This is a genomic window from Sphingomonas sp. MM-1 (assembly GCF_000347675.2).
GTDB lineage: Bacteria > Pseudomonadota > Alphaproteobacteria > Sphingomonadales > Sphingomonadaceae > Sphingomonas_E > Sphingomonas_E fennica.
The window spans coordinates 2439089-2464576 of record NC_020561.1 but is presented as its reverse complement, the minus strand read 5'-3'; the positions used below and the strand labels follow the sequence as shown (position 1 = coordinate 2464576).

Sequence of the window (25488 nt, the reverse complement as noted above, 5' to 3'; positions counted from 1 at the left end):
AATGGACGAACCAGGCACGGAGCATGAAGCGCAGCCGGCGCCCGCGACGGTGACGATGGAACGGCAGCGCGGCCGAGGCCCCTCCTTGCTTCTGGCCACCACGGCCTTCGTGCTGGGCGCGGGCATCACCGCTTATGCCGTCCATAGCTGGCGCCCGGCGGCGGAGCTGCTGACCCAGCCGGCCGGCCCCGCCCAGCCCCCGATCGTGGAGGCACCGCCGCCGCCGCAGGCGGCCCCTTCCCTCCCCCTCATCGATCCGATGGCACAGGCCGCGATCGACCAGCGCGTTTCGGATATCGAGGCGCGGCTGGGCCGGATCGATGCGCGGGCCAGCGCCGCCGTCGGCAATGCCGATCGCGCCGAAGGGCTGCTGGTCGCCTTCGCCGCGCGCCGCGCGCTCGATCGCGGTGTCCAGCTCGGCTATATCGAGGGCCTGCTGCGCGACCGTTTCGGCGAAAGCCAGCCGCAGGCGGTGGCGACGATCATCGCCGCCAGCCGCCAGCCGGTGACGCTGGACGACCTGCGATCCGGCCTGAGCGACGTCGCCCCGGCGCTGGCCTCGCAGGCCCCCAATGAAAGCTGGTGGGACGGCGTGAAGCGCGAGATCGCCGGCATGATCGTGATCCGCAAGGCCAACCGGCCTTCGCCCGCGCCGGCCGACCGGCTGGCCCGCGCCCGCCGCGCGCTGGAAGGCGGCCGCGTAACCGAGGCGCTGGCCGAGGTTTCGCGCATGCCCGGCCGCGAGCGCGCGCAGGACTGGATCGCCGCCGCCCGCCGCTATGCCGGCGCGCGCGACGCGCTCGATACCATCGAGACGGCGGCGCTGCTGGCGCCCCGCGCACCGGCCCATACCCCGCCGGCCGCGGAAACCCCGGCCCCCGGTGCGCCGGCGAGCGAGCGAGCACCCGCCGCGCCCCCGGCCTGAGGGGAGGCATCCCTCCAAGATCGGAAACGATGCTTTTCGATCATTCGCATTTATAATGCAATCGATCGGGCCTATCTCTCCCTGCAAGCAAGGGCGCATTTTCCAGGCGCCCTTCGGGAGACACGACCATGATCGAACTTCGCCCCTTCTCGAGCCTCGGCGCCGCGAACCACGGCTGGCTCGATGCGCACCATCATTTCTCCTTCGCCAACTATCATGATCCGGCCCGGATGGGCTGGGGCAACCTGCGCGTGTGGAATGATGACGTGATCGCGCCGAAGACGGGTTTCCCGCCCCATCCGCATTCGGACATGGAGATCATCACCTATGTCCGCGAGGGCGCGATCACCCACAAGGACAATCTGGGCAATCACGGCCGCACCGAGGCCGGGGACGTCCAGGTGATGTCCGCCGGCACCGGCATCGCCCACAGCGAATATAATATGGAGGATGTCGACACCCGCATCTTCCAGATCTGGATCCTGCCCACCAGCCGGGGCGAAAGCCCGAGTTGGGGCGCCCGCCCCTTCCCCAAGGGCGACCGGGCCGGCCAGTTCGTCGTGCTGGCGAGCGGCTATGACGATGACGACGCGCTGCGCATCCGCACCGATGCCCGCGTGCTCGGCGCGACCTTGAAGGCGGGCGAGAGCGCGACCTACCGGCTGGGCGCCGACCGGCGCGGCTATATGGTGCCGGCCGCCGGCCGGGTGAGCGTCAACGGCGTGGAGGTGAACGCCCGCGACGGCGCCGCCATCCGCGATCTCGACACCATCACGGTGACGGCGATCGAGGATGCGGAGATCGTGCTGGTCGACGCGGCCTGAACGATCCGCCCGAACCCATCGGGGTGCCTTATCCGGGCACCCCGGTGATATGCCATACGGGCTGGCCGGAGGGGGCATCGCCCACATCCTTCGGCCGGCTCAGGCTCACCCATCCCTGCTGGTGGATCGGCGCGCCGTCGGTATGTTCGCCATTCACCTCGACATAGACGGTGATGGTGAACCTGTCCCCCGCGCGCTGCATCGCCCCGATCCCGCCGACCTTGGGCTCGTAGCGGGCGACATCGGCGAAGCCCTCGGCGAATTCGGCGGGCGTCTTGCCCGTCGCCCGGCCGGCGTCCGCCCACAGCTTCCACGCATCGTCGTAGCGCCGCTTGGCAAGCAGCGCATAATAATCGACCACCACCTGATGCGCGCCCAGATGGCTTTCCGGCCCCATCGGGCGCCGATCGATCATGATGCCGGTATCTGGCGAGGCCTCGGCGACACCGGTTGTCGATCCGGTGCCGCATCCAGCCACCGCCAGCACGGCGAAGGTGCCGAAGATCCTGGGTCCGACCACATGTCCCTCCCCTGTCCACAGCCAATGCCTGTCGCAACGATAGGTAGCTTGCACCAATTGCAACGGCACCGAAAGGGGTTAGATGGCGCGGGCCGAAGGCAAGTTTCCAGCCCGCTTCCTTCCTTGCGAGATGCCGATGCCGACCGAATGGACCTTCTACGCCTTCGCCATTCCCGCCGTGATCCTGGTGGGCCTCGCCAAGGGCGGCTTCGCCGGGCTGGGATCGCTCGGCATGCCATTGATGGCGCTGGCGCTGCCGCCGGTGCAGGCGGCCGCGATCCTGCTGCCGATCCTGATCGTGCAGGATGCGGTGGGCGTATGGGCCTTCCGCAAGACGTGGGACGGCCATGTGCTGGCCGTTACCCTGCCGGGCGCCGCGATCGGCATCTTCCTGGGATGGCTGCTGGCGGCGCGGGTATCGGCGGATGCGGTGCTGGCGGCGGTGGGCGTGATCGCGATGCTGTTCGGCATCCATCGCCTGTGGATCGAACGGCGCGGGGCGATCACCGCATCCTCGCAATCGCCCGGCTGGGTCGGATCGATCTTCGGCATGATATCCGGCTTCACCAGCCAGATCGCCCATGCCGGCGCCCCGCCCTTCCAGATGTGGGTGCTGCCGCGCCGGCTGCCGCGCGACATCTTCGTCGGCACCAACGCGATCTTCTTCGCGGCGGTCAACTGGATCAAGGTGCCGGCCTATGCCGCGCTCGGCCAGTTCACCAGAACCAACCTCGCCGCCACGGCCGTGCTGATGCCGGTCGCGATCCTGGCCACCTTCGCCGGGGTGGTGCTGGTGCGCAAGGTATCCGCCGAACGCTTCTACACCCTGATCTACGTGCTGCTGATCCTTGTCGGCGCCAAGCTGCTGTGGGATGCCCTGGCCTGACCGTTTCAGCTACGGAATATTTTTGCGCGGGAAAGCAACCGGTGGCGCGGACGGGAGTTTCCATCCCACCCATGAAGGGAGTTCCGCATGCGCCCATTCATCCTGGCAGGCCTGATCGCGGTGATGGCCACTCCGGCCGTTGATGCCCAGACCAACACCCCTTCCGGCGCCCCCTCGCTGCGCCCGGCAAACCCGTCCGTGCCGGCAGCCCGCCCGGCCCCGGCCCCCAATCGCCAGCCGAGCACCAAGCCGGCGCCGAACCGGCCGCCCAATACGCGCCCCCCGCAGAATTCGCGGCCGCCGCAAAATGCGCGACCCCCGCAGAACCGGCCGCCCCAGGCTCGTCCGCCGCAGAATCGGCCACCGCAAACGCGTCCACCGCAGCACCGGCCGCCATCCAGCAGCCGCCCGCCCAATCACCGGCCGCCGAACACGCGCCCGCCGCAGCATCGCCCGCCCGCGACGCGGCCTCCCAACCATGCGCCGTCGCTCAGGCCGGTCTACCGGCCGACGTCGCCCCAGCGTTACACGCCCTATGGCGACTGGCGGAACTACCGCAACTATGACTGGAACCGCTACGATTCCCGTTACGGCGGCTATGACGCGCAGCGTTATTATCGCGACGGGCGCTATTATCGGGAACGGCAGCTCGGCCGTTACGATCGCGTCTATCGCGGCTATGACGGGCGCTATTATTGCCGCCGGCCCGATGGCACCACCGGCCTGCTGATCGGCGGCGCGATCGGCGGCATTCTCGGCAACTCACTCACCTACGGCGATTCCCAGATATTGGGCACGCTGATCGGCGCGGGCGCGGGCGCGCTGCTGGGGCGGGAGATCGATCGCGGCGGCGTGCGCTGCCGCTGACCGGCTGATCCGCCCTCGATCAGGCGCCGTCCGGAGACCAGCCGGGCGGCGCCAGCTCGAACCCCTCGAAGCGGAAACCGGGCGAGACGACGCAGGAAACCAGCGCCCAGCCGCGATCGGCCGCCGCCGCCTGCCAGCGGTGGGGGGCGATCACATATTGGGGAATCTCCCCGGCGAGGAGATCGCCGCCAAGCCGCACCTCCCGCACCTCCTCCCCGGCATCGTCCTCCCCGCCATCGCCGCCGGCCACCGACAGGCGCAGCGGCGATCCCGCATGCCACAGCCAGATTTCCGTCGCATCGACCCGGTGCCAGTGGGATCGCTGACCTTCCTCCAGCAGGAACAGGATGGCCGTGCCGCTGGGCCGGGCGCCGTCCGCCGCATCGGCGCGCCAGGTTTCGCGATACCAGCCGCCTTCGGGATGCGGCGCCAGCGCGAGATCGGCGATCAGCCGCGCGGCCTCGCTCTCGCCCGCCCCCGTCATCGCGGCGCGGGCGTCGCCATGAACCAGCGCGCGATCACCGCGCCCGCCACGACGAGGCCGATGAAATCGCCGATCGCCATGTAGATGAAGTGGCCCCAGCCATAATGGTTGAACACCGGCTGGCCGAGATCGAGATAGAGCACGGCCGCGGCGGCGAAGAGCACCACCAGCTTCAGCCGTTCGGCAAAGGAAGCGGCGCGCCCGGCGACGCTCCACAATGCCAGCCCGATCAGCGCGGCGGTGATGATCGACAGGGTCAGCCCGCCGAACAGCGATCCCGCATCCACCAGCGGGAAGCCGGCGCTGTTATAGTGGATCGTCGCGATCGGCCCCTGGCCGTAGAGCGTGGTGCCCTGCGCGGTGTTGGGCCAGGGCACCATGTAGGTGCCGGTGCCGGACCGCGTCAGATTCTGCGCGAGCGCGGCCTGCACGGCGGCATTCTCGCTTTCGTTGGCGACCTTGAAGGCCAGCCCGCTGAGCGGGGTCGCCCAGAAGATGAAGCCCACCAGCCATTGGGCGATTCCGCCCGCGATCGCACCCAGCCCCAGCCTGATCATGCCATCCTCCCCAAGGTATGGATGATGAACAGGTTAGGCGCGTTCCTGTTCCGCCGGAAGAGGCAGGCCGGATTCCGGGGCCAGCCCCCTCAGCCCATCAGCTTGCGGGTGAAGCCGATCAGCCCCGTCTGGCGCCGCCGCTTCAGCCGTTCGGCCTCCAGGATCGTGCGGACCTGTTCGAAGCAGCGATCGACATCGTCGTTGACCAGCACATAATCATAGCCGTCCCAGTGGCTGATCTCGGACGCCGCGCGCTCCATGCGCCGGGCGATCACCTCCGCGTCGTCGGTGCCCCGGCCGGTCAGGCGGCGGCGCAGCTCGTCCAGCGACGGCGGCAGGATGAAGACGCGCACCGTATCGCCGCCGGCCTGCTGGTGGAGCTGCTGCGCGCCCTGCCAGTCGATATCGAACAGCACGTCGCGCCCCGATTCGAGCGCGGCATGCACCGGCGCCTTGGGCGTGCCGTAGCGGTTGTCGAACACATGCGCCCATTCCAGGAACTCGCCGTCCGCCACCATCCGGCGGAATTCGGTGAGGTCGACGAAATGATAGTCGATCCCCTCCTGCTCGCCGGGGCGCATCGGCCGGGTCGTCGCGGAAACCGACATGGTGATGCCCTTGTCCGCGGCCAGCAGCTTGCGCGCTATGGTCGACTTGCCCGCGCCCGACGGCGAGGACAGCACGAAGAGGACACCGCGACGGGCGAGATTGGCGTAAGGCATGGCCGCCTTTGCCTCCACGCGCCGGTTCGGTCAACGGGTGGCGCTTTGCCACGCAAGAAGGCAGGATAGCGCTTTCGGGGCCTGGCACCCGAAGGAACGATCGGGCGTTCAACAGCATAGGATGCGACGGATGCGATGCCGCAAGGGGACGATCGAGAGGACAGCGCATGACCGCGGATGACGAGAAGCTGCGCCGCAAGCTGCTGGGCGCCTGGGAACTGGTGCTGTGGAAGAACCGCCGCCACGACGAGGATATGGACTATCCCTTCGGCCGCGATGCGCGCGGGCTGCTGGTCTACACCGCCGACGGGCATATGTCGGTGCAGATGGTGCGTCCCGGCGTCCAGCCGCTGGGCGCGCCGCCGGCCAGCGCCCCGATCGAAAAGCTGCGGGCGGCCTTCAACGGCTTCGTCGGCTATTTCGGCCGCTTCACGGTCGATGCCGCCCATTGCATCGTCGTCCATCATATCGACGGCGCCTGGCACCCGGACGTGAAGGGCGATCAGGTGCGCCACTGCCGGATCGTCGACGACCATCTGTTCCTGGAGGGCGAGGCGCCGACCGGCTGGGTGACGATCGAGTGGCGCCGGGCGGGGGCGTGAGGCCGGCGCGCAGGGGTATCGCCCGCACCCATATCCTGATCGCCGCAGCGATCGCCGCGATCGCGATCGCCGCGCTCCTGGCGATGGGCCGCCCGCCGATATGCACCTGCGGCACGATCGAGCTGTGGCACGGCGCGGTCGACGCCGGCAACAGCCAGCATGTCGCCGACTGGTATACGCCGAGCCACATCGTCCACGGCTTCCTCTTCTACGCGCTCGGCTGGCTGCTGCTGCGCCGGCGGCCGGTGGGCGAGCGGCTGGTGCTGGCCGTCCTCATCGAGGCGGCGTGGGAGGTGATCGAGAACACCCCCTTCGTCATCGACCGCTATCGCGAGGCGACGATCGCGCTCGGCTATACCGGCGACAGCGTGCTCAATTCCGCCGCCGATATCGGCTGGATGGTGCTGGGCTTCCTTCTGGCGTGGCGCCTGCCGGTCGCCGCCACCGTCGCCCTTGCCGTCGCGCTCGAGCTGCTCGCCTTGTGGGTGATCCGCGACAATCTCACGCTCAACGTGCTAATGTTGCTGTGGCCTATCGAGGCCGTCCGCGCCTGGCAGGGCGGCGCCTGATCGACAGGCCCGATCACTGCCAGCGCCTTTAATCGTTGGAGTCGCAGACCCAGACCCGACACCTTCCCAGTCCTCGCTTCCCAGGAAAGGCTCGACCATGGCTGACCGAACGACGTTGACGACCACTGCCGGCGCCCCGGTGGGCGACAACCAGAACTCGCTGAGCGCCGGGCGCCATGGTCCGCTGTTGCTGCAGGACTATCAGCTGATCGAAAAGCTCGCCCATCAGAATCGCGAGCGGATTCCCGAGCGCGTGGTCCATGCCAAGGGCTGGGGCGCCTTCGGGCAGCTCACCATCACCAACGATATCAGCCGCTACACCAATGCCAGGGTCTTTGCCCAGGTCGGCAAGAAGACGGACCTGCTGATCCGCTTCTCCACCGTGGCCGGCGAACAGGGCGCGGCGGATGCCGAGCGCGACGTGCGCGGCTTCGCCATCAAATTCTATACCGAGGAAGGCAATTGGGATCTGGTGGGCAACAACACGCCCGTCTTCTTCGTGCGCGATCCGCTGAAATTCCCCGATTTCATCCGCACCCAGAAGCGCCATCCCCGCACCAACATGCGATCGCCCACGGCGATGTGGGATTTCTGGTCGCTGAGCCCCGAATCGCTCCACCAGGTGACGATCCTGTTCTCCGATCGCGGGCTGCCGATCGGGCCGCAATTCATGAACGGCTATGGCAGCCACACTTATTCCTTCTGGAACGACGCGGGCGAACGTTACTGGGTGAAGTTCCACTTCAAGACCCAGCAGGGCCACCGCCATTATACCAACGAGGAATCGGTGGGCGTGATCGGCCACACCCGCGAATCCTACCAGGAGGCCTTGTTCGGCGGGATCGAGCGCGGCGAATATCCGCGCTGGAACATGTTCGTGCAGATCATGCCCGAAACCGACGTGGGCAAGACGCCTTATGATCCGTTCGACCTCACCAAGGTATGGCCGCACGGCGATTATCCGCTGATCGAGGTCGGCGTGGTCGAGCTGAACCGCAATCCGGACAATTATTTCGCCGAGATCGAGCAGGCCGCCTTCTCGCCTTCCAACATCGTGCGCGGCATCGGCTTCTCGCCGGACAAGATGCTGCAGGGGCGGATCTTCTCTTATGCCGATGCGCATCGCCACCGGCTGGGCACGCATTATGAGGCGCTGCCGGTGAACGCGCCGCGCTGCCCCGTCCACCATTATCACAAGGACGGCGCGATGCGGTTCTTCCGCAACGATACCGGCAACCCCGATGCCTATTACGAGCCCAACAGCTTCGGCGGCCCGGTGGAGGACAAAAAATATCTTGAGCCGCCGCTGCGCATCTCGGGCGAGGCGATGCGTTACGACCATCGCGAGGGGAATGACGATTATTCCCAGCCCCGCGCGCTGTTCCACCTGTTCGACGATGCCCAGCGCTACCGCCTGTTCCGCAACCTCGCGGCGGCGATGCAAGGCGTGCCGCAGCATATCGTCGATCGCCAGATCGGCCATTTCGAGAAGATCGATCCGGCCTATGCCGCGGGCGTGCGCGCCGCGCTGGCCGAAGGATCGGGCTTCGAGGATGCGCGCGACACCCAGCCGCCGGCCTTCGAGCCCGCCGAATAAGCGGATCATGATCGAATGAGGCGCGGAGGGCCGCGGGCGAACCATCGCCCGCGGCCTTTCCCTTTCCGGGCCGGATCGTGACGCGGGGAGACGGGGGGCACGGCCGGTAACGGCGATGCCATCGACAGGTCATCGCCGCGTCACGTCGCCATGGGATTCATCCGCTACCGGGCTCCGCGCCGGTATGGGAAGCGCCATCCCGGGCGGGTGGCTCCCCCCTTCCGACCCGGCATCCGGTCCAGCAAAGGCGGCGACGATATCGGCGATGACGATCGCCGGTTTGCGCTTGATCAACGGCGTGATGCGCCGTCGCGGTCCGCCATGTTCGGGATGCGTTTCGCCCGATCGGAAACGCCGTCAGGGGGGCCGGGCACCCACGCCCGGCCCTCATGTCCTCAGACGCGCATCGGCATCAGCACGTAGAGCGCCGGTGCGGTGTCGTTCTCGCGGATCAGCGTCGGTGCCGCGGCATCGGCCAGGTGCACTTCCACCATGTCGCCCTCGATCTGGCCGAGGATGTCCATCAGGTAGCGGGCGTTGAAGCCGATGTCGAAGCTGTCGGCGACATATTCGCCGGGCACTTCCTCCGCCGCCGTGCCGTTTTCCGGGCTGGTGACGGAGAGCGTGATCTTGTCGCGATCCAGCGACATCTTCACCGCGCGGGTCTTTTCGCTCGCGATCGTGGCGACGCGGTCGACGCCCTGCATGAAGCTCTTGGGATCGAGCTTGAGCAGCTTGTCGTTCGCGGTCGGGATGACGCGCGTATAATCGGGGAAGGTGCCGTCGATCAGCTTGGAGGTGAGGATCGCCGATCCCAGCCCGAAGCGGATCTTGGTGGGGGAGAGCGACACCTCCACCGTGCCGTCCAGCTCGTCCAGCAGCTTGCGCAGCTCGCCCACGCATTTGCGCGGGATGATGACGTCCGGCATGCCGGCCGCGCCGTCCGGCCGCGCCACGGTGACGCGGGCGAGGCGGTGGCCGTCGGTCGCGGCGGCCTTCAGCACCGGCTGCGCCTCGTCCGACACGTGCAGGAAGATGCCGTTCAGATAATAGCGCGTCTCTTCGGTGGAGATGGCGAAGCGCGTCTTGTCGATGATCTGGCGCAGCGTGGCGGCCGGCAGCTCGAACCGGGTCGGCAGCTCGCCTTCCGCGATCACCGGGAAGTCGTCGCGCGGCAGCGTCGGCAGGTTGAAGTTGGACCGGCCGGCGACGATCTTCATCTTGCCGTCCGCGGCCGAAAGCTCGACCTGCGATCCCTCTGGCAGCTTGCGCGCGATTTCGAACAGGGTGTGCGCCGAAACCGTCGTCGCGCCCGGCACGTCCACCGCCGCCTCGATCGTCTCGACGATCTGCAGGTCGAGGTCCGTCGCCATCAGCTTCAGCCCGCCATCGGCGGCCGCCTCGATCAGCACGTTGGAAAGGATGGGGATCGTATTGCGCCGTTCCACCACCGATTGGACGTGGCTCAGGCTCTTCAACAGCGTTGCCCGCTCGATCGTAGCCTTCATACCTTCCCCGGATTCCCCGCAGCCAAAACGGATATGCGTTATAGCGCGGCTTCCCGCGCCCGCCAGTGGGTTGCGCATAAAAAAGAGGCCGGGGCATTGCCGCCCCAGCCCCCTCTTTCATCGCCGCCCGCATCCATGCGGGCGGGCCGGCATCAGAAGCGGATGCCGAAGCCGCCGACGACCTGGTGACGCGACAGATCGTCTTCATAGTTCGAGTAGCGATATTCGCCCTTCACGAACATGTTGCCGCCGATCGCATATTCCATGCCGGCGCCGAGACGGATGCCGTCGAGGTTCTTGCTGTAGACGTCGCTCTCGAGGCGGGCGTTGGTGTAGCCGACCTTGCCGTAGAGCAGCGCGACGTTGCTGATCGGAACGCCGATGCGGCCGCCGACATAGAGGTCGCGATCCGAGTTCACGCCATACTTCTTGGTGGTGGAATCGGTCCACTCGCCCTCGAGGCCGAGCACGACGCCCTTCACCTGAACGTCGTAGCCGACGCCGACGCCGTAGAGGAAGCCATCGGGATCGCTCACGCCGGGGGTGGAGACGACGTCATAGCCGAGCACGGCTTCGACACGCGGGCCGGTGAAGGAGGCGCTGTCCTGGGCGAGGGCCGGGGTAGCGACGACGAGGGCCGCGACGGCGGCGGCTGCAAAACGCTTCATACTAAACTCCTGCTTTCTGGCCGGCCTTATTTGGGTTTTCGAACGACCGGCAGAGCGCCATCTAGGAATGCGAATGTGCGTCAGCCAGTGCAAAATTCGCGATGTTGCCCATATACAACATGTCAAACCCAATAAAATATGGCCGATATGGGATAATATGTCGGGAATAGTTGTATTAATGCAACAACAGAAAGGGCGCCGGCAGCAACCTGCCGACGCCCTTTTTCGAATGTTTCCTGCCCGTAATCATGGGCAGGGCGACCAGGCTGTCGCCCGGCCTCAGGCCCGCATCAGAAGCGGAAGCCGAAGCCGGCGAGCGCCTGGTGGCGCGAAACGCCCTGCTCATAGTTCGAATAGCGATATTCGGCCTTCAGGTAGGAGTTCGGGCCGATCGCATATTCGGCGCCGGCGCCGACGCGGATGCCATCGAGATTCTGGCCGTCCGAGATGCGGACCGTGCCGTCATCGGCCGAAACCTTGTAGCGGCCGTTGGTGTAGCCGGCCTTCGCGTAAAGCAGGGTCGAGCCGCCGACGACATAGCCCACACGACCGCCGACATAGATGTCGCGGCCAGCCTTGGCGCACAGGCGCGGATCGGCGGCCGTCGCAGCGCCGATGCACTGCTTCACGTCCGAATCGGTGAGTTCGGTCTCAAGCCCGAACACGGTGTTGCCACGCTGGAAGTCGTAGCCGGCGCCGATGCCGTAGAGCACGCCATCGTCGTGACCGCCATTGGCCTGCGTGCGATCCCAGCCGATCACGCCCTCGACGCGCGGACCGGCGAAGGAACCGGCATTGTCCTGCGCCAGCGCGGGCGTCGCGGCCACGGCGGAGGCGAACAGAAGGGCGGTTGCTACTTTACGCATAAGAAAGCTCCATCAGGTACTTGGCCCCGATCGCGGGACGGGGGCCTTAAGGCACCGCCCCACCTGTCGCCCGGATGAACGATGCGCGACTGCGCCTGCCCTGTTGCAATGATGCAACAATAAGCGGATGAGGCCGCTGGTGGGGATTCGGCGATGATATGGATGGCAGCGACATTGCTGGCGACGGCGCTGGGCGGTGCCGCGCAGGCGCGCGAGCCGCTGGGGCTGTTCGGCGGCTGGGGGGCGTTCCGCGACGTGCGGCCGCTGCGCTGCTATGCGATCGCCGAGGCGGTCGACGCGCCGCTCACCGGCAAGTGGCGCCCCTTCGCCTCGATCGCCCACTGGCCCGGCCGGCAGGTGCGCGGCCAGCTCCACATCAGGCTGCGCGCGGTGAAGCAGCGCGGCGCGCTGGTGACCCTGGCGGTGGACGGCCGGCGCTTCACGCTGGTCGCCGGCGGCGCGGATGCCTGGGCGCCCGATGCCGCCACCGACGCCGCGATCGTCGCGGCGATGCGCGGCGGGGATTCGATGCGGGTGGAAACGCGCGGCGAGGACGGCAAGCGTATGAGCGACCATTATGAGCTGCGCGGCGCCGCCACTGCGATCGACGCCGCCGCGATCGCCTGCGCGCCCGGCCGCTGAAGCGGTTTCGGCGCGGCAGCGCCCACCGGCGCCCACAAATCCGGTGAGGCCGGATTCGCCCAAACAGCCTCTCACTGGCAAAATCCGCCCGATTTCACTATGTGGGCGCGCATGAACGCCCCCCAGCCCATCACCATGCCGATTCCCGGCGGCATCGATCCTGTGCCGGTTCCGCGCGCCGCCGTGCCCCGCGCCGACGGCCGCGTCGACCTGATCGGCCTTACCCGCGATCAGCTCCGCGCGCTGCTGGCCGATGCCGGGCTGGAGCCCAAGCAGGCGAAATTGCGGGCGAAACAGCTCTGGCACTGGATCTATAATCGCGGCACCACCGATTTCACCGCGATGACGGACATCGCCAAGACGATGCATCCCTGGCTGGAGGAACGCTTCGTCATCGGCCGCCCGCAGGTGGTGCAGGCGCAGGTCTCCACGGACGGCACGCGCAAGTGGCTGCTGCGGTCGGACGACGGCCAGGATTATGAGATGGTGTTCATCCCCGATGCCGATCGGGGCACGCTCTGCGTCTCGAGCCAGGTGGGCTGCACGCTCAACTGCCGCTTCTGCCACACCGGCACCATGAAGCTGGTCCGCAACCTGACGGCGGGCGAGATCGTCGGCCAGGTGATGCTGGCGCGCGATGCGCTCGGCGAATGGCCCAGCCAGCCCGAGGGCCGCATGCTCACCAACATCGTGATGATGGGCATGGGCGAGCCGCTCTACAATTTCGACAATGTCCGCGATGCGCTCGCGCTCGTCATGGACGGGGACGGGCTGGCGCTTTCCAAGCGGCGGATCACGCTTTCCACCAGCGGCGTGGTGCCGATGATGGAGCGCGCCGGCAAGGAGATCGGCGTGAACCTCGCCGTCTCGCTCCATGCCGTCACCAAGGAGATCCGCGACGAGATCGTGCCGATCAACAAGAAATACGGCATCGAGGAACTGCTGTCCGCCTGCGCCGCCTATCCCGGCGCCAACAACGCCCGGCGCATCACCTTCGAATATGTGATGCTGAAGGACAAGAATGACAGCGACGAGGACGCGCGCGAGCTGGTCCGCCTGATCCGCCATTACAAGCTGCCCGCCAAGGTCAACCTGATCCCGTTCAACCCCTGGCCAGGCGTGCCCTATGAATGCTCAACCGACGAGCGCATCCAGCGCTTCTCGGACATCGTGTTCAAGGCTGGCATCTCCGCGCCGGTCCGCCAGCCGCGCGGGCGGGACATCATGGCCGCGTGCGGCCAGCTCAAGTCGGCCGCGGAAAAGATCAGCCGCGCCGAGCTCGATCGCCGCGCCGCCGAAAAGCAGGCCGCGCTCGGCTGAACAAGGGGCATCGGGAGGATCGCGCCTCCCGATGCCTTCGCCCGGTTTGCGCACCCTTGCGATGCGTTTCGGCAACACGGCCGATCGCGCCCTCCCGCTCGCCCTGTCGGCTTCGCCCTTTTTCTTGCCGGAGGGGATGCTATCATGCATGAAGCCTGCCAATTCGGCTTGGCTAACCCTTTGCCAACCATTGCCATGCGAACGGACCCGGCATGAACGACAGCGCCACCATCGAAAGGCCGTCCCATTTTCCGGAAGCCGAAGGCGTGGCGCGCGGGCTTTCGATCGTGTCGATCGCCAAGGCCTATGATCGCCGGCAGGTGCTGACGGACGTTTCGCTGGACGTGGCGCGCGGCGAGGTGGTGGGCCTGCTCGGCCCCAACGGCGCGGGCAAGACGACCTGCTTCTATTCGGTGATGGGGCTGGTGAAGCCCGATGCCGGGCGCATCCTGCTGGACGGGCAGGATATCACCCGCCTGCCCATGTATCGCCGCGCGATCCTGGGCCTGGGCTATCTACCGCAGGAAACCTCGATCTTCCGGGGGCTGACGGTGGAGCAGAACATCCTCGCCGTGCTGGAGATGGTGGAGCCGGACAAGGATGTCCGCGCCCAGCGGCTGGAAACCCTCCTCGCCGAATTTCACATCGAACGGCTGCGCGGTTCGGCCGCGATGGCGCTTTCGGGCGGCGAGCGGCGGCGCTGCGAGATCGCCCGGGCGCTGGCGGCCGATCCCTCGATCATGCTGCTGGACGAGCCCTTCGCCGGCATCGACCCTCTCTCCATCGCCGACATCCGCGATCTGGTGAAGGATCTGAAGCGCCGCGACATCGGCGTGCTGATCACCGATCACAACGTCCGCGAAACGCTCGACATCGTCGATCGCGCCTGCATCATCTATGACGGGCGCGTGCTCTTTTCCGGAAGCCCGGAGGCGCTGGTGGCCGACGAGAATGTCCGCCGCCTCTATCTGGGCGAAAGCTTCGCGCTTTGAGATGATGCGCGCCGTCCTCGCCTTCGCCGCAGGGGAGCGCCGCTGATGGGGCTGGGGCCTCGCCTCGACCTGCGACAGAGCCAGTCGCTGGTGATGACGCCGCAGCTCCAGCAGGCGATCAAGCTGCTGGCGCTGTCCAACCTCGAGATCGAAGCCTTCATCGCCGAGGAGGTGGAGAAGAACCCGCTGCTGGAGGCGGGCGCGGCATCCGGCGAAGGCGAGCGCGACGGCGCGGGCGAGACCCGCGACGCCCCCGATTTTTCCGACGATGCGCAGGGCGATGGCGACGGCGGCGATTTCGACGGGGAAGGGCCGGAGCCCGCCACCGCCGACCGCCTGTTCGAAACCGGCGACGCCACGGCGGATGCGCCGCTGGACGTGGATTATGACGCGGACGTGTTCCAGCATGACAGCGCGATCGATTCGGCGCGCGGGCTGGACGGCGGCCTCGGCCTCGATATCGCCACCTCGGGCGGCAGCTATTCGGAGGACGGCCCCGATTTCTCGGCGATGGCGGAGGATCTGTCCCTCCAGGATCATCTGCTGGCGCAGGCGGGCAGCAGCCTGTCCGGCAACGACCTCATAATCGCCGGCATGGTCATCGACCTGATCGACGAGGCCGGCTATTTCACCGGCGCCCCGCTCGATCTCTCGCAGCGCCTGGGCGTGCCGCTGGCGCAGGTCGAGCGCGTGCTGGCGACGATCCAGACCTTCGATCCCACCGGCGTCGGCGCCCGCACGCTCGCCGAATGCATCGCACTGCAGGCCAGGGAGGTCGATCGCTACGACCCCGCCATGGCGCGGCTGATCGACAATCTCGATCTGCTCGCGCGGGGCGCCCTCCCCCAGCTCCGCCGCATCTGCGGGGTGGACGAGGAGGATATGGCGGACATGATCCGCGAGCTGCGCAATTATGATCCGAAACCGGGCCTGCGCTTCGGCGGCGGGCGCATCCAGCCGGTGACGCCCGACCTGTTCGTCGCGCGCACCGCCGGCGGCTGGGCGATCGAGCTCAACGCCGCCACGCTGCCGCGCGTGCTGGTCAACCGATCCTATTATGTCGAACTGGCGCGCGGCCCCCGCGACAAGGCGAGCAAGGCCTGGCTTTCGGATTGCCTGGCCAGCGCCAACTGGCTGGTGAAGGCGCTCGATCAGCGCGCCCGCACGATCATGAAGGTCGCGAGCGAGCTGGTGCAGCAGCAGGAAGCCTTCTTCACGCGCGGCGTCGAGCATCTCCGCCCGCTGACGCTGAAGGCGGTGGCGGACGCCATCGGCATGCACGAATCCACCGTCAGCCGCGTGACATCCAACAAATATCTGTCGTGCGAGCGCGGGCTGTTCGAGCTGAAATATTTCTTCACCAGCGCGATCCAGGCGTCCGACGGCGGCGACGCGGTTTCGGCCGAGGCGGTGAAGAGCCACATCGCCAAGCTGATCGCGGCCGAGGGCGACGATATCCTGTCCGACGACAAGCTGGTCGAGCTGCTGAAGGCGCGCGGCTTCGATATCGCGCGCCGCACCGTCGCCAAATATCGCGAAGGCCTGGGCCTCGGATCGTCCGTCCAGCGCCGCCGCCAGCGGGCCCTTTCCCGGCACGCCGCTTAACCATCTGCGTTTAGCGGATTTTTCTAGATCGTTACGTTAACAGCCCGGAAACGGAAGCCGGGGTAACAGGCGTCTGTATCGGGCGTCCGCCCGTTTCGATCCGCCGGGGGGAGCGACCATATTCATGCCGGACATGCCGGAGAGATCGGAAGCGCGGCGGACATGGGATCGCATCGGCGATCTCCTGTTCACGCACGGGCTGGAGCCGACGGTCGCCAATTTCGATCTCTGCCGCCGTTATGTGATGGGCGATACCGCGCTGGTGAAGACCTTCGACCAGGCGATAGAGCGTCATGGCGGGCTGACCCGCACGGCGCTGGCCGGGCTGATGGCGGTCCACAGCCGCACAGTCACCAGCGACGAGATCATGCGCTTCGCCCAGCAGGCCCGGCAGAAGGCGGAGGAAGCCGCCCATGTGATCGGCGAGACACAGGGCGACACCCGCCGCTTCGCCGACGTGCTGGAAGCGGGCGCCGTCACGCTCGCGACCGGCGAGGGGCCGGAGGCGGTGATCGCCGAGCTGCTGGCCGAAACCCGGCTGATGACCGAGCGCGCCTGGGCGGCAGAGGACCGCATCCGCAAGGCATCCGACGAGATACAGGAGCTGCGCACCCGCCTTGCCGAGGCATCGGTATCGGCCAATAGCGACCCCTTGACCGGCCTGCCCAACCGCCGCGCGCTGGAGGCGCGGCTGCGCGACGCCTTCGAGGCCGCGCGCGCCCAGCGCCGCACCTTCTCCCTCGCCATCTGCGACATCGATAATTTCAAGCGGATCAACGACACGCACGGCCATCCGATCGGCGATCAGGTGATCCGGCTGATCGCGTCCGCCCTTTCCCGCGTGGGATCGGACAGCCTGTTCGTCGCGCGCTATGGCGGCGAGGAGTTCGTCGTCGTCTTCGACGGCGCCGAGCCGCGCGACGCCATGGCCCAGCTCGATACGATCCGCGCCGATGTCGCCGCCCGGCAGGTGACCTTGCGCCAGACGGGCGAGACGCTCGGCCGCGTCACCTTCTCGGCCGGCATCGCCGGCATGCGCGGGCGGCGCGACACCTCGGCCATGCTGAAGGCGGCCGACGACGCGCTCTACCGGGCCAAGAGCGACGGCCGCAACCGCATCTACGCGGCGGATTGAGCGCCCGCCCGGAAATGCGCTGACCGAAGCGCGCCCGATCAGCGGATGATTCCATCCGCCTCGAAACCGCTCTAGGGGATGGCATGGCCGTCACCCGCCTCGCGCTCACCGATTTCCGATCCTACGGCCAGGCGCTGCTCGCCTGCGAGCCGGGGCTGATCGTGCTGACCGGCGAGAATGGCGCGGGCAAGACCAATATATTGGAGGCCGTCTCGCTGCTCACCCCCGGCCGGGGGCTGCGCGGGGCGGCGCTTTCCGAAATGGCCCGCAGCGACGGGCCGGGCGGTTTCGCCGTCGCCGCGCGGCTGGCCGGCGATGTCGAGATCGGCACCGGCACGCTCGCCTCGGCCCCCGAACGGCGGCAGGTGCGGATCAACGGGGCGGCGGCATCGGCCAACGCGCTTTCGGAATGGCTGGCGGTGCTGTGGCTGACCCCGGCGATGGACCGGCTGTTCGTGGAGGGCGCGGGCGGCCGCCGCCGCTTCCTCGACCGGCTGGTGCTGGCGCTGGAACCCGGCCACGCCGCCCATGCCGCGCGCTACGAGGCGGCGATGCGCGCGCGCAACCGGCTGCTGGCGGAGGAGCGGGACAGCGGCCGCCGCGCCGATCCCGCCTGGCTCGCCTCGCTGGAAGCGGCGATGGCGGAACATGGCGCGGCGGTGGCGGAAGCGCGGGCGCGCACCGTCACGGCGCTGGACGAACGCATCGCCCGCCAGCCCGAAGGCCCCTTCGCCCGCGCCGCGCTGGCGATCGAAGGCGGCGAGGCGATGGCGGAGGCCGCGCTGCGCGAGGCGCTCGCCGCCGGCCGCGCCCGCGATGCCGTGGCAGGGAGGACGCTCACGGGCCCGCACCGCGCCGACCTTGCCGTCATCCATCGCGCCAAGGGCCAGCCGGCCGCGCGCGCGTCGACCGGCGAGCAGAAGGCGCTGCTGCTCGGCATCGTCCTCGCCCATGCCGATCTGGTCGCCGAACGGGTCGGCCGCCGGCCGGTGCTGCTGCTCGACGAGGTCGCCGCCCATCTCGATCCTCTGCGCCGCGCCGCCCTGTTCGATCGGCTGGCGGCCGGCGGCGGCCAGGTGTGGATGACCGGCACGGAACCCGCCTTGTTCGAGGCCGCGCCCGCCGGCGCCCAGCACCTCACCGTCGCCGCCGGGGCCGTCGTTCCGGTCGCTCATCCCAGCAGGTCATAGGCCCGCTCGATCCAGCTCAGGTCATAGAGCAGGAACAGGCCGGCGAAGGCGAGGTGGAAGGCGCGATTGCGCGTCGCCATCGCCGCGAGGCACAGCAGCACCCCCACTGCCAGCCGGACCTCATATTCCGGCCCGAGCTGCGCCAGCCGCACCGGCCCCTTCAGGATCGTATCGAAATAATCGACCACGAAGGTGAGCGCGAACAGCCCGAAGAACCAGCGCCGCCGCGACAGGAAATAATCCTCATAACCGGCATATTCGGCCAGATCGTCCGGGAAGAGCAGGCTCGCCAGCAGGAACCAGAGGAAGGCGTAGAACAGGATGAAGACGAACAGCTCGAACCGCCAGACGCGGATCGTGGCCAGCCCGAATTCCCACCACCAAAAATGAATCGCCGAAACCAGGATCACCAGCACCCACAAGAGGTGCGGGGCATAAAGCGGCACCCGACCGGGATGCTGCACCAGCCGGGACAGGCCGGAAAGGATGCGGGTGAGGCTGAGGCCCAGCACCACCCCGATCAGCACCCGCAGATGCAGATAGATTTCGTGGCTGTCGGGTTCCGGCGGCATCGGCGGCGCTCCATCCCATCGGGCAGCGAGCCTATCATCCCATTCCCCTACCGCCAAAAACCGGCCTTTTCCTTCCTGCCGCCCGCCATTAGGCTGGCGGCTGCGACCATCGCATCGGACAGATATCCGGGGGGATCATAATGCCATCGTCCACGCGGCCGCTCCGCGCCCGCCTGCTCGCCATCCTGCTGATCGCCGGGGCGGCCGCGCCCGCCGCCGCCGTGATCTTTCCGAGCGGCACCACCCGTGACGGAGCGTTGTTTCCGGCAGTGGTGATCGACAAGGCGACGCTCGCCTACACGGCCGATGGCATGGGCAATATCAGCCAGTGCACGGCGATCGTCAGCACCAAATCCGTCCGCCGCGACTATCGCGCCTGCGATACGCTGCGCAATCGCGGCGTGCCCCGCGACATCAAGCCCGCCCTGCCGGTGGCGGACGCCCAGCCGCTGGTGACGCCCGCCGACTATCCCGAACGCGCGGCCAGGCGCGGCGATTCCGGCACGACGCGCGCGGTGGTGGAGGTGGACGAGACCGGCAAGGCGGCCGCCTGCTGGGTATTCCTTTCCAGCGGATCGGCCGATCTCGACCAGCGATCCTGCACCCTCATCCTCGCCCGCGCCCGCTACATGCCGGCGACGCTGAAAGGCCACCCGGTCCGCGCCATCGGCATGCGCGACGTGGCGTGGGAAGCGCCGCCGAAGCGGTGAAGCGCCGCCGCCGCGGCATCCGGGCCGCGGGCCAGCGCGAACCGCGCGCCCGAAGGGCCCGCCGCCACCCATTTCGCTTGGGTTTGGCGCTTCGATTCCCTATATGCTCGACATGGCTAGCGAACCCGAGAACACCCCTTCCCCCAACGATTATGGCGCCGATTCGATCAAGGTCCTGAAGGGCCTCGATGCCGTGCGCAAGCGGCCCGGCATGTATATCGGCGATACCGATGACGGTTCGGGCCTGCACCATATGGTGTTCGAGGTTTCGGACAATGCGATCGACGAGGCGCTGGCCGGGCATTGCGACCTGATCCTGATCACCCTCAACCCCGACGGATCGGTCTCGGTCGAGGATAATGGCCGCGGCATCCCCACCGGCATCCATGCCGAGGAAGGCGTGTCGGCGGCCGAGGTCATCATGACCCAGCTCCATGCCGGCGGTAAGTTCGACAACACGTCGGATTCCAACGCCTACAAGGTTTCGGGCGGCCTCCACGGCGTCGGCGTGTCGGTGGTGAACGCGCTGTCCGATTTCCTCGATCTCACCATCTGGCGCGACGGGGAGGAGCATTATATGCGCTTCCAGCGCGGCGATGCCGTGGCTCCGCTCAAGGTGGTCGGCCCGTCCAACGGGAAGAAGGGCACGCGCGTCACCTTCCTGCCTTCGACGGACACGTTCAAGAACGTCACCGAGTTCGATTTCGACAAGCTGGAGCATCGCTATCGCGAGCTCGCCTTCCTCAATTCCGGCGTCCGGCTGTTCCTGATCGATGCCCGCCATGCCGAGAAGAAGGAGGTGGAGCTGTTCTACGAAGGGGGCATCGCCGCCTTCGTGAAATATCTCGATCGCGCCAAGACCCCGCTGATGCCGGAGCCGGTGGCGATCACCGGCCAGCGCGACGATGTCGGCATCGATGTCGCGCTGGAATGGAATGACAGCTATTACGAGCAGGTTCTCTGCTTCACCAACAACATCCCGCAGCGCGACGGCGGCACCCACCTCGCCGCCTTCCGCGCGGCGCTCACCCGCACGCTCAACGCCTATGCCGACAAGTCCGGCCTCCTGAAGAAGGAGAAGGTGACGCTGACGGGCGACGACATGCGCGAGGGCCTTACCGCGATCGTCTCGGTCAAGCTGCCCGATCCGAAGTTCAGCTCGCAGACCAAGGACAAGCTGGTCTCGTCCGAGGTGCGCCAGCCGCTCGAGGCGCTGATGGCGGACAAGCTGGCCGACTGGCTGGAGGAAAATCCCGCCCATGCCCGCGCGATCATCCAGAAGGTGATCGACGCCGCCGCCGCGCGCGAGGCCGCCCGCAAGGCGCGCGAGCTGACCCGGCGCAAGGGCGTGATGGACATCGCCTCGCTGCCCGGCAAGCTTGCCGACTGCCAGGAGCGCGATCCCGCCAAGTCCGAACTGTTCCTGGTCGAGGGTGATTCGGCCGGCGGCTCTGCCAAGCAGGGCCGTGACCGCCATTATCAGGCGATCCTGCCGCTCAAGGGCAAGATCCTGAACGTAGAGCGCGCGCGGTTCGACCGGATGCTGTCGTCCAAGGAAATCGGCACCCTGATCCAGGCGCTCGGCACCGGCATCGGCCGCGACGATTTCAACATCGAGAAGCTGCGCTACCACAAGATCGTCATCATGACGGACGCCGACGTGGACGGCGCCCACATCCGCACGCTGCTGCTCACCTTCTTCTACCGGCAGATGCCGGACATCATCGAGAAGGGGCACCTCTTCATCGCCCAGCCGCCGCTCTACAAGGTGGCCAAGGGCCGGTCCGAGGTCTACCTCAAGGACAATGCCGCGCTCGACGAATATCTGGTCGATGCCGGCATCGGATCGATGGTGCTGGAAACCGCCGGCGGCGCGCGCTCGGGCGAGGATCTGCGCGGGCTGATCGATCATGCCCGCCGCATGCGCACGCTGATGGGCTATGTGCCGCGCCGCTACGATCCCGCGATCGTCGAGGCGCTGGCGCTGACCGGCGCGCTCGATCCCGCCGGTTCGCCGGAAGCCCATGCCGAGGCCGCCGCGCGCGTGGCCGGCTGGCTCGGCCGTGGCGACCCGGAAGCGAGCTGGAGCGGCACCGCCACGTCGGACGGCGGCTATCATCTCGTCCGCCTGTGGCGCGGGGTGAGCGATCACCACGTCATCGACGGCGCCTTCGTCGCCTCGCAGGAAGCGCGCAAGCTCCACACGCTCGCCGCCGAGCAGGCGACGACCTACGCCACCACCGCGCGCATCGTCGCGGTCAAGGCGGCGGAAAAGGCGGCCGAGGCCGAGGAGGGCGACGAGCCCGCGATCGACACGCGCGGCAAGCCGGTGACGCGCCCGTCCGAGCTGCTGGAGGCGATCTTCGCCGCTGGCCGCAAGGGCCTGTCGATCAGCCGCTACAAGGGCCTGGGCGAGATGAATGCCGAGCAGCTCTGGGAAACCACACTCGATCCGGCCAACCGCTCGATGCTGCAGGTCGAGGTGTCGCAGGCCGACGTGGCCGACGAAATCTTCACCCGCCTGATGGGCGACATCGTCGAGCCGCGCCGCGAATTCATCCAGGAAAACGCCCTCTCCGTCGCCAATCTCGACGTGTGATCGGATCGCCGGCGCGCCCGGCGCTCCGCCGCGATCAGGATCGCTTCTGGCTGGCGGACGGAGTGTCGGCGGTGCGCTGGCGGAGACGGCAATTGCGGGCGGCCTCCAGTCCGCGCAGGAAGCCGCGACGGGCATAGCCCGCATCGATCGCGGCATTCAGGCGGCGCTGCGCCGGGGCGGCGCCGGAAACCTCGCGCACCAGGCCGCGAAAGGGAAGGATGCCGTTCACGATCATCTTGCCACCGGCCTCGGCCAGCTTGGCGGCCTTGTTCTCCTTCGCCACGGTTCCTTCCAGGTCCGGCCCCAGCACCGCATCCAGCTCCGCCAGCGCATGGCCGATCTGGTCGCAGCTCCCCACCCCCTCCATGGCATAGGGATATTGCGCGGCGGCGATCAGCACCGGCGGGATCTTCTTTTCCATGATGCCGACATCCTGCGCCGGCTGGCTGACGATATCGCCGGTCTTGCGGGCGACCGCCTCCACCGGGTCCGGCTCCGGCTGGGAAGCGCGCGCCACCGATGGCGGCTTCGGCGGCGGCGCGACCGGCCGGGGAATGCAGGCGGTGCCCATCAGCGGCAGGAGAAAAAGGGCCAATCCGGATCGGCCCCGAAAACGGTGTGGAATGATATTCCCTCGGCTCGGTTCGATCGGGGTGATTATCACCGGGCCGGGCGCGAAGGCCAGCCTCTCGATGCCTGGCACCCCGGCAGGCGCTTGGAACCGGCCGGCCGCCATGCTCTAGTGCGGGGATGTCACCACGCGCGCACCGCCTGCTATCCGCCCTTCTCGCCGCCGCCGTCATCGCCGCCCCGGTGGCGGCGCAGACCACCTATGACAGCGCCGATCCGTTCATCGGCACCGGCGGCGAAGGCCATACCTTCCCCGGCGCGGTCGCGCCGTTCGGGATGGTCCAGGTCAGCCCGGATACGGACACCGGCTGCGAGATACGCGACTGCTACGGCCACGCCGCCGGCTATCGCCATGGCGATCCGACCATCCAGGGCTTTTCGCAGACTCATTTTTCCGGCGCCGGCCATTCCGATCTCGGCGATTTCCTGCTGATGCCGGTGGCCGGCGACGCGGTGCCGCTGGAGCCGGGTGATCCCGCCAAGCCCAGGTCCGGCTATCGGTCGCGCTTCTCGCATGACCAAGAGGCCGCGCGGCCCGGCTATTATGCGGTCTCGCTCATCGACCATGGCGTGCGGGCGGAGCTTACCGCCGGGCCGCGCGTCGGCGTGCATCGCTATGCCTTTCCGGCCGGCAAGGCGGCGCATGTCGTGCTCGACCTGCGCAGCTCGCTCTACAATTATCCGGGCAAGATCCTCTGGTCGTCGGTCCGCCTCCGCGCCGACGGCACGATCACCGGATCGCGCGAAACGCGCGGCTGGGCGCCGGCGCGCAAGCTGTTCTTCGCCATCCGCCCGAACGTTCCGCTCCAGGGCCACGCCTTCCTCGATCGCGAGGAAAACATCCCCTATCGCGGCTTCCAGGGGCCGGGTCGAGGCCGGGAGGATGTGGCGCAGCTTCAGGGCCGCGCGCTCGTCGCGAGGCTGGATTTCGGCAAGCTGGCCTCGCCGCTCGAGGTAAAGGTCGCCATCTCCAGCGTCGACGAGGATGCGGCGATCGCGAACCTCGAAAGCGAGGCGGGCGATTTCGATGCGATCCGCGCCCGCACCAGGGCGGCGTGGGAACAGGCGCTCGGCGCCGTCGAGATCGATGCCCCCGCGCCGATGAAGCGCATGGTGGCCACCGCGCTCTACCATGCGCTGCTGGCGCCGAGCATCTTTTCCGACGCGGACGGCCGCTATCGGGGGCCGGACGATCAGGTCCATCGGGCGGAGGGCTTCACCTTCCATTCCACCTTTTCGCTGTGGGACACGTTCCGCGCCGAACATCCGCTGCTGCTGCTGGTCCAGCCGGAATCGCGGAACCTGGATTTCGTGAAGTCGCTGCTCGCCAGCCAGCAGGCGAGCCCCTTCGGCCTGCTGCCCGTGTGGCAGTTCCACGGGCGCGAGACCTGGACGATGATCGGCTATCATGCCGTGCCCGTCATCGCCGACGCCTATCTGAAGGGATTGCGCGGCTTCGATGCCGATGCCGCGCTCGACGCCATGGTCAGGAGCGCCAGCTACGGCCCCTATGGCGGGCTGGACGATTATATGAAGCTGGGCTTCGTGCCGATCGACCGCGAGCCGGAGGCCGCGTCCAAGACGGCCGAATATGCCTATGACGACTGGACCATCGCCCGCATGGCCGGGGCGATGGGCCGGGCCGACATCGCCCAGCGGTTCGAACGCCGCGCCGGCAACTGGCGCAACAGCTTTGACGCGCAGAGCGGCTTCCTGCGCGCGCGCAAGGCCGACGGCAGCTTCCGCACGCCCTTCGATCCCACCGCCATCAACTATGGCAGCGACTATACCGAGGGAAATGCCTGGCAATATAGCTGGTTCGTGCCCCAGGATCAGGCGGCGATGTTCGCGCTGCTCGGCGGCGATGCTGCGGCGGCGGCCAAGCTCGACCGGATGTTCGAATTCGACAATTCGAAGCTCGATTACAGCCATGCCGAGGATATTGCCGGCCTGATCGGCCAATATATCCACGGCAACGAACCGAGCCACCATGTCGCCTATCTCTACGCCTATGCCGGCCAGCCCTGGCGCACGCAGGAACGGCTGAAGCAGATCGTGGAAAGCCAGTATAAACCCACGCCCGACGGGCTTTCGGGCAATGACGATCTCGGCCAGATGTCCGCCTGGCTGGTCTTCACCGCGCTGGGCTTCTACCCGGTGGCGCCGGGATCGAACGAATATGTGATCGGCCGCCCCTTCGTCGACCGGGCGACGCTGGCCCTGCCCAACGGCAAGCGGCTGCTGATCGTCGCGGAAGGCCTGTCGGATGCGAACCGCTATGTCGGCCGGGTGGCGCTGAACGGCAAGCCGCTGGACCGCGCCTATCTGCGGCATGACGAGATCATGGCCGGGGGCGAGCTGCGCTTCACCATGCAGCCCGGGCCCGAAAGGACGTGGGGCACGGCGCCCGCCGCCCGGCCCTATTCGATGAGCACCGCCCGGCCCGAAAGATAGCGCGAGGGGCAAGGCGGCGCGGGCCGCCCCCGATTGCGCGATGG

Annotated in this window: 25 protein-coding genes; 16 read left to right on the top strand and 9 right to left on the bottom strand. The window is 67.8% G+C overall.

The annotated features are described in order from the left end of the window. Position 1: 1 nt before the first annotated feature. Both G432_RS11815 and G432_RS11810 read left to right on the top strand, forming a co-directional pair. Positions 2-925, top strand: a complete 924-nt coding sequence (locus tag G432_RS11815) for a hypothetical protein (RefSeq protein ID WP_041864893.1) — start codon at positions 2-4, stop codon at positions 923-925. A 128-nt stretch (positions 926-1053) separates the two neighbouring features. After that, positions 1054-1749 (top strand): pirin family protein, encoded by a 696-nt coding sequence (locus G432_RS11810; RefSeq protein WP_015459058.1) that lies wholly within the window; start codon positions 1054-1056, stop codon positions 1747-1749. 28 nt (positions 1750-1777) lie between these two features. Here the strand turns inward: G432_RS11810 and G432_RS22160 are convergent, their stop codons facing one another. Then, complete coding sequence (locus G432_RS22160; RefSeq protein WP_015459057.1) at positions 1778-2269, bottom strand: hypothetical protein; 492 nt, start codon at positions 2267-2269, stop codon at positions 1778-1780. A 136-nt stretch (positions 2270-2405) separates the two neighbouring features. Between G432_RS22160 and G432_RS11800 the strand changes: the two genes are divergently transcribed. Both G432_RS11800 and G432_RS22155 read left to right on the top strand, forming a co-directional pair. After that, positions 2406-3155, top strand: coding sequence for a sulfite exporter TauE/SafE family protein (locus G432_RS11800; RefSeq protein ID WP_041865374.1), 750 nt, complete (start codon positions 2406-2408; stop codon positions 3153-3155). Positions 3156-3242: 87 nt separating this feature from the next. After that, a complete protein-coding gene (locus G432_RS22155) occupies positions 3243-4022 on the top strand; it encodes a glycine zipper 2TM domain-containing protein (RefSeq protein WP_015459055.1) in 780 nt (259 codons plus the stop codon). Between the two features lie 19 nt (positions 4023-4041). On the opposite strand, the gene G432_RS11790 is transcribed toward G432_RS22155, so the two are convergent. The 3 genes from G432_RS11790 to gmk form a co-directional block, all read right to left on the bottom strand. Continuing rightward, entirely contained in the window at positions 4042-4506 is a 465-nt protein-coding gene (locus G432_RS11790; RefSeq protein WP_015459054.1) for a cupin domain-containing protein, read from the bottom strand. Then, on the bottom strand, positions 4503-5063 hold the full coding sequence (locus G432_RS11785) for a hypothetical protein (protein ID WP_015459053.1): 561 nt from the start codon (positions 5061-5063) through the stop codon (positions 4503-4505). Before G432_RS11785 ends, G432_RS11790 begins: the two co-directional genes overlap by 4 nt. A gap of 89 nt (positions 5064-5152) precedes the next feature. After that, positions 5153-5785, bottom strand: a complete 633-nt coding sequence (gmk, locus tag G432_RS11780; protein WP_015459052.1) for a guanylate kinase — start codon at positions 5783-5785, stop codon at positions 5153-5155. Positions 5786-5952: 167 nt separating this feature from the next. Here gmk and G432_RS11775 point away from each other — a divergent pair, with 167 nt between their 5' ends. The 3 genes from G432_RS11775 (at position 5953) to G432_RS11765 (ending at position 8553) form a co-directional block, all read left to right on the top strand. Then, on the top strand, positions 5953-6387 hold the full coding sequence (locus G432_RS11775) for a lipocalin-like domain-containing protein (protein WP_015459051.1): 435 nt from the start codon (positions 5953-5955) through the stop codon (positions 6385-6387). An 83-nt stretch (positions 6388-6470) separates the two neighbouring features. Then, positions 6471-6956, top strand: coding sequence for a DUF2585 domain-containing protein (locus tag G432_RS11770; protein WP_443024292.1), 486 nt, complete (start codon positions 6471-6473; stop codon positions 6954-6956). A 97-nt stretch (positions 6957-7053) separates the two neighbouring features. After that, positions 7054-8553, top strand: coding sequence for a catalase (locus G432_RS11765; RefSeq protein ID WP_015459049.1), 1500 nt, complete (start codon positions 7054-7056; stop codon positions 8551-8553). 395 nt (positions 8554-8948) lie between these two features. On the opposite strand, the gene dnaN is transcribed toward G432_RS11765, so the two are convergent. From dnaN to G432_RS11750, 3 genes are all read right to left on the bottom strand, one after another. Then, on the bottom strand, positions 8949-10061 hold the full coding sequence (gene dnaN / locus G432_RS11760; RefSeq protein ID WP_015459048.1) for a DNA polymerase III subunit beta: 1113 nt from the start codon (positions 10059-10061) through the stop codon (positions 8949-8951). Between the two features lie 152 nt (positions 10062-10213). Continuing rightward, positions 10214-10729, bottom strand: coding sequence for an outer membrane protein (locus G432_RS11755; RefSeq protein WP_015459047.1), 516 nt, complete (start codon positions 10727-10729; stop codon positions 10214-10216). A 290-nt stretch (positions 10730-11019) separates the two neighbouring features. Continuing rightward, positions 11020-11595, bottom strand: coding sequence for an outer membrane protein (locus tag G432_RS11750; RefSeq protein WP_015459046.1), 576 nt, complete (start codon positions 11593-11595; stop codon positions 11020-11022). 153 nt (positions 11596-11748) lie between these two features. Between G432_RS11750 and G432_RS11745 the strand changes: the two genes are divergently transcribed. The 6 genes from G432_RS11745 to recF all read left to right on the top strand — a co-directional run bounded on the left by G432_RS11745 (position 11749) and on the right by recF (position 18479). Beyond that, complete coding sequence (locus G432_RS11745; RefSeq protein WP_041864892.1) at positions 11749-12237, top strand: hypothetical protein; 489 nt, start codon at positions 11749-11751, stop codon at positions 12235-12237. 111 nt (positions 12238-12348) lie between these two features. Beyond that, a complete protein-coding gene (rlmN, locus tag G432_RS11740) occupies positions 12349-13557 on the top strand; it encodes a 23S rRNA (adenine(2503)-C(2))-methyltransferase RlmN (RefSeq protein WP_041865371.1) in 1209 nt (402 codons plus the stop codon). Positions 13558-13769: 212 nt separating this feature from the next. Further along, a complete protein-coding gene (gene lptB, locus G432_RS11735) occupies positions 13770-14549 on the top strand; it encodes an LPS export ABC transporter ATP-binding protein (RefSeq protein ID WP_015459043.1) in 780 nt (259 codons plus the stop codon). A 45-nt stretch (positions 14550-14594) separates the two neighbouring features. Continuing rightward, a complete protein-coding gene (rpoN, locus tag G432_RS11730; RefSeq protein ID WP_015459042.1) occupies positions 14595-16154 on the top strand; it encodes an RNA polymerase factor sigma-54 in 1560 nt (519 codons plus the stop codon). A gap of 124 nt (positions 16155-16278) precedes the next feature. Beyond that, a complete protein-coding gene (locus G432_RS11725; RefSeq protein ID WP_015459041.1) occupies positions 16279-17289 on the top strand; it encodes a GGDEF domain-containing protein in 1011 nt (336 codons plus the stop codon). Between the two features lie 83 nt (positions 17290-17372). Continuing rightward, complete coding sequence (gene recF / locus G432_RS11720) at positions 17373-18479, top strand: DNA replication/repair protein RecF (RefSeq protein WP_015459040.1); 1107 nt, start codon at positions 17373-17375, stop codon at positions 18477-18479. Here recF and G432_RS11715 read toward each other — a convergent pair. Next, entirely contained in the window at positions 18461-19051 is a 591-nt protein-coding gene (locus tag G432_RS11715) for a hypothetical protein (protein WP_015459039.1), read from the bottom strand. The genes recF and G432_RS11715 overlap by 19 nt on opposite strands. A gap of 140 nt (positions 19052-19191) precedes the next feature. Here G432_RS11715 and G432_RS22150 point away from each other — a divergent pair, with 140 nt between their 5' ends. Continuing rightward, entirely contained in the window at positions 19192-19761 is a 570-nt protein-coding gene (locus tag G432_RS22150) for an energy transducer TonB (RefSeq protein WP_015459038.1), read from the top strand. Between the two features lie 103 nt (positions 19762-19864). Next, entirely contained in the window at positions 19865-22360 is a 2496-nt protein-coding gene (gyrB, locus tag G432_RS11705; RefSeq protein WP_443024283.1) for a DNA topoisomerase (ATP-hydrolyzing) subunit B, read from the top strand. Positions 22361-22394: 34 nt separating this feature from the next. Here the strand turns inward: gyrB and G432_RS11700 are convergent, their stop codons facing one another. After that, on the bottom strand, positions 22395-22955 hold the full coding sequence (locus G432_RS11700; protein ID WP_015459036.1) for a hypothetical protein: 561 nt from the start codon (positions 22953-22955) through the stop codon (positions 22395-22397). Between the two features lie 155 nt (positions 22956-23110). On the opposite strand from G432_RS11700, the gene G432_RS11695 reads away from it, so the two are divergent. Further along, the gene (locus G432_RS11695) at positions 23111-25444 is read left to right on the top strand and encodes a GH92 family glycosyl hydrolase (protein WP_015459035.1); all 2334 of its coding nucleotides are present in this window, start codon (positions 23111-23113) and stop codon (positions 25442-25444) included. Positions 25445-25488: the final 44 nt, after the last annotated feature.

Excerpts from the sequence above, each read along its gene's own strand:
- gmk (WP_015459052.1), bottom strand. The coding sequence starts at position 5,785 with ATGCCTTACGCCAATCTCGCCCGTCGCGGTGTCCTCTTCGTGCTGTCC.
- gyrB (WP_443024283.1), top strand. The coding sequence starts at position 19,865 with ATGCTCGACATGGCTAGCGAACCCGAGAACACCCCTTCCCCCAACGAT.
- G432_RS11800 (WP_041865374.1), top strand. The coding sequence starts at position 2,406 with ATGCCGACCGAATGGACCTTCTACGCCTTCGCCATTCCCGCCGTGATC.
- G432_RS11715 (WP_015459039.1), bottom strand. The coding sequence starts at position 19,051 with ATGCCGCCGGAACCCGACAGCCACGAAATCTATCTGCATCTGCGGGTG.
- G432_RS22150 (WP_015459038.1), top strand. The coding sequence starts at position 19,192 with ATGCCATCGTCCACGCGGCCGCTCCGCGCCCGCCTGCTCGCCATCCTG.
- recF (WP_015459040.1), top strand. The coding sequence starts at position 17,373 with ATGGCCGTCACCCGCCTCGCGCTCACCGATTTCCGATCCTACGGCCAG.
- G432_RS11785 (WP_015459053.1), bottom strand. The coding sequence starts at position 5,063 with ATGATCAGGCTGGGGCTGGGTGCGATCGCGGGCGGAATCGCCCAATGG.
- lptB (WP_015459043.1), top strand. The coding sequence starts at position 13,770 with ATGAACGACAGCGCCACCATCGAAAGGCCGTCCCATTTTCCGGAAGCC.
- G432_RS11775 (WP_015459051.1), top strand. The coding sequence starts at position 5,953 with ATGACCGCGGATGACGAGAAGCTGCGCCGCAAGCTGCTGGGCGCCTGG.
- G432_RS11790 (WP_015459054.1), bottom strand. The coding sequence starts at position 4,506 with ATGACGGGGGCGGGCGAGAGCGAGGCCGCGCGGCTGATCGCCGATCTC.
- G432_RS11695 (WP_015459035.1), top strand. The coding sequence starts at position 23,111 with ATGTCACCACGCGCGCACCGCCTGCTATCCGCCCTTCTCGCCGCCGCC.
- rpoN (WP_015459042.1), top strand. The coding sequence starts at position 14,595 with ATGGGGCTGGGGCCTCGCCTCGACCTGCGACAGAGCCAGTCGCTGGTG.
- G432_RS22155 (WP_015459055.1), top strand. The coding sequence starts at position 3,243 with ATGCGCCCATTCATCCTGGCAGGCCTGATCGCGGTGATGGCCACTCCG.
- G432_RS11765 (WP_015459049.1), top strand. The coding sequence starts at position 7,054 with ATGGCTGACCGAACGACGTTGACGACCACTGCCGGCGCCCCGGTGGGC.
- G432_RS11810 (WP_015459058.1), top strand. The coding sequence starts at position 1,054 with ATGATCGAACTTCGCCCCTTCTCGAGCCTCGGCGCCGCGAACCACGGC.
- G432_RS11745 (WP_041864892.1), top strand. The coding sequence starts at position 11,749 with ATGATATGGATGGCAGCGACATTGCTGGCGACGGCGCTGGGCGGTGCC.
- G432_RS11725 (WP_015459041.1), top strand. The coding sequence starts at position 16,279 with ATGCCGGACATGCCGGAGAGATCGGAAGCGCGGCGGACATGGGATCGC.
- dnaN (WP_015459048.1), bottom strand. The coding sequence starts at position 10,061 with ATGAAGGCTACGATCGAGCGGGCAACGCTGTTGAAGAGCCTGAGCCAC.
- G432_RS11750 (WP_015459046.1), bottom strand. The coding sequence starts at position 11,595 with ATGCGTAAAGTAGCAACCGCCCTTCTGTTCGCCTCCGCCGTGGCCGCG.
- G432_RS11815 (WP_041864893.1), top strand. The coding sequence starts at position 2 with ATGGACGAACCAGGCACGGAGCATGAAGCGCAGCCGGCGCCCGCGACG.
- G432_RS11770 (WP_443024292.1), top strand. The coding sequence starts at position 6,471 with ATGGGCCGCCCGCCGATATGCACCTGCGGCACGATCGAGCTGTGGCAC.
- G432_RS11755 (WP_015459047.1), bottom strand. The coding sequence starts at position 10,729 with ATGAAGCGTTTTGCAGCCGCCGCCGTCGCGGCCCTCGTCGTCGCTACC.
- rlmN (WP_041865371.1), top strand. The coding sequence starts at position 12,349 with ATGAACGCCCCCCAGCCCATCACCATGCCGATTCCCGGCGGCATCGAT.